1 protein-coding gene is annotated in these 6,139 nt (G+C 54.2%); it reads right to left on the bottom strand.

Annotation, left to right across the window (positions count from 1 at the left end):
- Positions 1–6,139: SNF2-related protein (locus OCV62_RS17560; RefSeq protein ID WP_262588276.1), on the bottom strand; the 6,139-nt coding region annotated here is incomplete at both ends.

Genomic DNA, 6,139 nt, shown 5'->3' with positions numbered 1-6,139 from the left:
CTCCTTTTTCCGCACTTCGGTGTTGGCTTCATGGATAAAAGCGATCTGGTCGGCAGGCATTCCCTGAGCAATGAGTTTCTGACGAATATCGTCATATACCGTAAAGACCGGTTCCTGCTCCGGCAGAGGCACAGAGCCTTCCAATGCGTGAAGCAGTGGATTATCCAGCGTTTTCGCCGCCTTGCTTGCAGGAGCTTTTGCCTGCGGTGTAGAAATGTCGCAGAACACCAGCTGGGTCAGCTTGTCAGCTTTGCCATCCCGCCAGATCTGCATGATGTTGTCCACGCACTGATTGACCTTTGTGCCAGGTTCATCCGGCAGCATCTGGTTGACGATTCTCTGGTCCAGGCCCAGCTTACGGCCATCCGAGGTAATCTTGAGCATATTGTCCTGGGACGGGTCAACGGTTCCGCTGTGTACCAGCGATGCGCGCTCCGAAAGGGTCTTGACCATTTCCTGCTGATGTTCGGTAGGCTGCGCCACGATGTTGTGGTATTCCACCTCCGGGGTGGGCAGGTTCAGTTGGTCGGCGGTCTTGATGTCCGCCACTTCTTTGAACAGGTTCATCAGCTCCGGCAGGTTGAAAAACTTGGAGAATCGAGTGCGCGCCCGATAGCCGGTCCCTTCCGGGGCAAGCTCCAATGCTGTGACGGTCTCTCCAAATCGGGAAGCCCAGCAGTCGAAGTGGGTCATGTTCAGCTCTTGCAGGCGTTCATACTGAAGGTAACGCTGCATGGTGTAAAGCTCGGTCATGGAGTTGCTGACCGGTGTGCCGGTGGCAAAAATCACGCCACGGTTTCCGGTGATCTCATCCATATAGCGGCACTTGGCAAACATATCGGAGGATTTCTGCGCGTCCGATGTGGATAAGCCTGCCACATTCCTCATTTTTGTGTATAGAAACAGGTTTTTATAGTTGTGGGCCTCGTCTACGAACAATCGGTCTACACCCAGCTGCTCAAAGGTTACCACATCGTCTTTTCGCCCCTCGGCTTGCAGCTTTTCCAGTCTGGCTTCCAGAGATTTTCGGGTACGCTCCAGCTGCTTGACGGTAAAACGCTCGCCGCCGCTGGCCTGCACCTCTGCGATGCCCTCAGTGATCTCGTCGATCTGCTCATAGAGAAGCCTTTCCTGGCGCTCCCGGCTGATGGGGATACGCTCAAACTGACTGTGCCCCATGATAATGGCATCATAATCACCCGTCGCAATACGAGCGCAGAACTTCTTTCGGTTATGGGTCTCAAAGTCCTTTTTTGTGGTAACTAAGATATTGGCGGAAGGATAGAGACGCAGAAACTCCGACGCCCACTGCTCGGTCAGATGGTTTGGAACCACAAAGAGAGATTTCTGGCACAGTCCCAGGCGTTTGGCTTCCATCGCAGCGGCCACCATCTCAAAGGTTTTACCTGCGCCTACTTCGTGTGCCAACAGGGTATTTCCTCCATACAGCACATGGGCGATAGCGCTTTTCTGGTGTTCCCGAAGGGTAATGGCTGGATTCATGCCGCCAAAAGTGATATGGCTGCCATCATATTCACGGGGACGGGTAGAGTTCATTTCCTCGTTGTACTGGCACACCAAAGTCTGGCGACGCTCCGGGTCTCTCCAGATCCAGTCCCTAAAGGCTTCCCGGATCGCCTGCTGTTTTTGGGCAGCCAGGGTGGTCTCCTTGGCGTTCAGCACGCGGCGCTCTTTTCCGTCTGCGTCCTCTATGGTGTCATAGATACGGACATCCCGCAGGTTTAAGGAATCCTCCAGAATCTTGTAGGCGTTGGCGCGGCTGGTCCCATAGGTGGTATAAGCTGCCACATCGTTGTAGGATACAGAAGATTTCCCCTTGATCTGCCATTCAGCGGTAAAGGACGAATAGTTGACCTCGATACTACGCTGGAGATAAAACGGGGTATTAAAGGTCTCATACATAAACTGCTGGATATATTCCTTGTCAATCCAGGTAGCGCCCAGACGCACCTCAATCTCCGACGCATCCAGGTCTTTGGGCTGGGCGGCGGTAAGAGCTTCCACATTGACTGCATAAACCGGGTCCTGCTGTGCCGCCCGCTGCGCCTGACGCAGTTTTCGGCGTACATTGCCAGAGAGGTATTCATCAGCAGTCACATAATGGGGCGTTCCGTCCTGCTCCAACTGTCCCGGTACACGGAAGATTACGCCTTGCAGCTCTCCGGCCAGTTCTTCTTTTGTTTTTCCGGTAAGCTGGCTCATATAGTCCATATCCACGCAGGCTTTTTCCGAGATGGACACCGCCAGTGCTTCACTTGCCGTATCCACCACAGCCACCGCCTGATGGGGCTTGATGGTCCGCTTGGTGAACATATCTGCCTTGCGTTCCAGCTTTCCGTCCTCGTCGATGACTTCCAGCGCACAGAGCAGGTAATAGGAAGAATCGTCTGCATAGGCCAGACGGTTTGCACGGTCATTGATGAGACCGTATTTGGAAGAAAAGCTGTCATAGAGACTGTTCAGTTCCGCCTGCTTCTCCCGAATGGTGCTGTCCGGAACCGCTGCATCCATCTGAAGGTCGATCAGTTCCTGCACACAATCACGCAGTCCCACAAGACCTTTTACACGGGCTTCGGCGGTGGCGTTGAGGTCAGGGCGCACCATACGGCTGTTTTCCCGGTAGTACACCTGCCCGTCTACAATGGCATAGGAATAGTTCTTCACATTGGGGTCGGCAGGAATGGAGGTGTCAATAGCTTCGCCTTCGCCCAGCTCCGGCAGCTCTGCCTCCTGATAAGTGCCATGAATGTACTTCACAGCATCATGCAGCTGGTCGGAAAGCTCCAGTCCCTCGATAGGGTTCACGGTGTAGTCCATACCATGAGCAGTGCTTACCGGCTCCTGTCTGCCCAGCACCATTTCTGGGTGGTCGATAAAATACCGGTTGATGGCAAACCCGTCCTCCGTCTGTCCGGTCTGGGTCCATTCCGGCACGATGTCCAACGGGCGGTCCCGCTTTTGGAGGAAGATGATGTCCGATACCACCTCGGCACCGGCATTCTTTTTGAACGCGTCATTAGGCAGACGGATAGCTCCCAGCAGCTCGGCACGCTGGGCAAGATAGCGGCGCACGGTGGAATCCTTGGCGTCCATGGTATATCGAGAGGTCACAAAAGCTACCACACCGCCGGGACGCACCTGATCCAGTGCTTTGGCAAAAAAATAGTTATGAATACTGAAATTCAGCTTGTTGTAGGCTTTGTCGTTGACCTGATACTGACCGAAAGGTACATTGCCGATGGCAAGGTCAAAGAAGTCACGCCTATCGGTGGTCTCAAAGCCGCCTACTGTGATGTCCGCCTTGGGATAGAGCTGCTTTGCGATGCGCCCGGAAACAGGGTCCAGCTCCACGCCGTACAGACGGCTGTTTCGCATTTTCTCCGGCAGCATACCAAAGAAATTGCCCACACCCATAGACGGCTCCAGAATATTTCCGGTCTCAAATCCCATACGGTCCACCGCTTCATAGATGGCCTGAATGACCGTAGGGCTGGTGTAATGGGCGTTGAGGGTAGAGCTTCTGGCGGCGGCATATTCCTCCGGGGTCAGCAGTTCTTTTAGCTGGGCATACTCTAAAGCCCATACCGGTTTCTCCGGTTCAAACGCATCAGAGAGACCTCCCCAGCCCACATATCGAGAAAGAACCTCCTGCTGTTCGGGGCTTGCCTGCTGTCCGGCAGCTTCCAGCTCTTTCAGCAAACGAATCGCATTGACATTTGCCTGGAACTTGGCTTTCGGACCGCCTTCGCCCAAATGCTCATCGGTAATGCGGAAGTTTTTTGCATTGCGGCGCAGGTTAGCCTTGTATTCCTCATAAGATGCTTCCTCGGCAGCTTTGGCATTGGGAAAGGTCTGCCACTGGCCATTGACCTGAATGGAAACCGGGTGTTCATCCAACACTTCCTCAAAGGTTTTCTCCGGCTCTGTTACAGGGGCTGGCGGCTCCGGCTCCTCGATATGCAGCTGTTCCACCACCACATCATAAGGTAGATGGTTCTTATCGCCCGGATAGACGGCCATGGTCTCGGAATGGAAGGTCGGGGATTCGGTAGTCGGTTGGGGCTGTTCCTGTCCAAAACCGTCCTGCTGACGGGCATACATCCCGCGCAGCAAAGGCGCAACTTCATCCCAGCGGAAATACAGCATAGCCAGACGCTTTTCCTCTGCATCCATGACTTCCAGTTCTATGCCCTGTGCCGTGGTACGGTAATCGGCAATATCGCCGGTCTCCAGATTCAGTGTCTCGATCTCACCGGAATAGGCTCTGCTCAGCCAGTAGGCGATCTCGCTGTTGCTCCTGCCGGATTGCAGCAGCGTGGAAATCTGCTTTTTATCCGCTTCATCCATCAGTCCATGAGCCAATACATCCCGCAAGTCCTGATCTGCCTTGTCCGGGTCAATAGGAAGAAACTCGGTATAGTAAGCATTGCGGCGGTCTGCCCGAAGCAGCTGCTCAAACTGTTCTTTGCGCTCTGCCCGGTAGATGGGATATACCATCCCGGTGGGCAGAAGCTGTACGGTGTCCTCCCGCAGCTCGGTGATCTGATAGGCGTCATCCTCGATATACACGGTATCGCCCACGGCATAGACCGGGGCGGCTGGGTCATAGGAGGTTCTTTGCGGAATTGGGCGGCGAACTGCGTCATATTCCTCATCGGAAATGGAAATTTTGGAAGTCTGCTCTGTCTCGGCATCTGCGATCTGCCCTACATCCGACACCACCTGTTGGATAAATGGGTCATTGTCCAGTTTTTCCGGGTCTGCCACCTGTCCGTTGACAATCCCTCTTTCCTCCAGGGCTTCCCGGATGGCGATGGGGTCGATGTTGTCAAAACGTTCCTGTTCTTCTTCGGTATAGAACCGGTCCTCCTGAATCAGCTGGGCAAGCCTGCGCTGTACCTTCGGCCAGGGCAGCTGCGTTTCCTCCGGGCTTCCGGCACGGACAACGAACGGGATGTTGCTGCCACTGTATTCCTGAGCCAGCCATGCAGCGGTATCTTTCTCTCTTGCATGGTCTTTCATATAACGGACGACAGCATGTTTACTCTCGATATTGCCGTTCCATGCACAAATGGCAGTATCAATATCTTCCTGAGAAAGAGGGCGCAGAAGTTCATGGAGCTTTGGATAGGTCTCGTCGATCACTTCCCGGTGTAAACGCTGACGGAACTCCGGCACATCCGAATAGAGGCGAATCAGCTCCATATCCTTAGAACCAAGGACCGCACGGCGCACAGCGGCATTGCCCTCGATGACAGCATTTTCACGGTCAGAATGCCCGCAGGCATTGCGGTATGCGGCATCCTCGGAAATGGCGGCAGTCACCACAGTCTTATACTGCTCAAACTGCTCCCGAAGGGTAGGCTTTGGCGTTTCTTCCTCCACCTCCGGCTGCTGGGCTTGGATGGCATCTTCTTCTGCCAATTCCTTTTCAGCCTGGATTTTGTCATACTGCGCCTGTTCCTGTTCGGTAAGATAGCGGCCTTTCTGGACAAGAGAGGTAATGCGCTTGGCAACCTTTTCCCAGTTCAAGTGAACATCCGGGCAGTCCTGCTTTTTATAGTGCAACCCTTTCCCGTCGTGATCTTCGCCGCTGTGTGTTGCGCCGGACAGGGCATGAGAGCGTCCGCCAATGCCATACTCGTCTTTGAGGAATCTCACTTTTTCCTTATCCGTATGGTTTTCCATGAAGAACGCATAGATACGGCCTTTTCCTCCGGCGAAACTGCTTCCGCCGGTCATGGCGGCGTCGATCTCATCCTCGGTAATAAAGTGCTGGACGGTTGGCACTTGGGAAAGCTCTGAAGAAAAGGTCCTGCGGGGCAAGTCAAGGTCCTTCAGGTTCTCCCAGATCTCCCTCGGTCTATGATAGTGAAAACGCAACAGGTCACGGTCCTGCTGATAGGCAGTCCAGAAGGCGGCGTATTCTTCCTTGAGGGTCTGGCGGAAAGCCGGTTCACTCAGCTGCTCCATCAGGCGGCGGGTCTCCTCCGGGAAACCATTGCCTTTGATCTCTGACAGGCAGGACAAATATCCGCCTTTTCTGGCGTCCTCACTGAGATCGTGATACAGATGCCAGAGCTTTTCCGAGAGGAGGGAGCGTTCATAGCCTGCCGCT

It is taken from the genome of Gallintestinimicrobium propionicum, assembly GCF_025567525.1.
Classification (GTDB): Bacteria; Bacillota; Clostridia; order Lachnospirales; family Lachnospiraceae; genus Gallintestinimicrobium; species Gallintestinimicrobium propionicum.
This window is presented reverse-complemented; position numbering and strand designations above follow the sequence as displayed.